The sequence below is a fragment of the Kytococcus sp. HMSC28H12 genome, from assembly GCF_001816045.1.
Classification (GTDB): Bacteria; Actinomycetota; Actinomycetes; order Actinomycetales; family Dermatophilaceae; genus Kytococcus; species Kytococcus schroeteri.
In genome coordinates this window covers 1-631 of the sequence record NZ_KV824563.1, presented here as the reverse complement: position 1 = coordinate 631, position 631 = coordinate 1, and the positions used below count along the sequence as shown (strand labels likewise).

1 pseudogene is annotated in these 631 nt (G+C 74.5%); it reads right to left on the bottom strand.

The features are described 5' to 3' along the window. A pseudogene (locus tag HMPREF3099_RS08720) lies at positions 1–631 on the bottom strand (patatin-like phospholipase family protein); the annotation flags it as partial.

Genomic DNA, 631 nt, shown 5'->3' with positions numbered 1-631 from the left:
CGCAGCGCCCGCAGCGCCACCTCGGGGTCGGCCACCTCCGGGTGCGGGTAGCGCGCCGGCGCGTCGCGCAGGATGAGGTGCGGGGCGTACCGCCTGATGGCCGAGTCGGCCACCCCGTAGCCGTGCCGCTCGATGATCTTCTGCTCGGCCTCGCTGAAGGCGTCCATGTCCGTGCGGATGGCGTTGATGCGTGCCGCCACCTCGATGGGGTAACTCTGCGGGACCCGCGAGTCCATGGCCCACGAGGCCCCCTCGACCACGCCCCAGTTGTAGGCCGAGTGGAGCCAGCGTAGACGCGTCACCTCCCCGCCACCGGCAGCGATGCTGATGACGTGCAGGATGCGCCCCAGCGGCGTGCGCGCGCTGCGGGCCCGGAACACCGCGCCCCCGTCGCTCACGAGCACCCCGGCGTGGTCGCGCCACACCGGCTCCAGGGCGAGGTTGTCGTAGATGCCGCCGTCGAGCAGCTGCACGGTGCGCTCGATGCGGGGGCGGGCGGCCGCGTCGAGGTGCCCGGCGTGACCCCCGCTGAGCTCGAGCGTCGTGGCGTCCAGGTCGAACGGCGCGAAGTACGGCGGGTAGGCGCTCGAGGCCGCGACGACGTCGGCCAGGCGCAGCCCCGCCGGCGGGG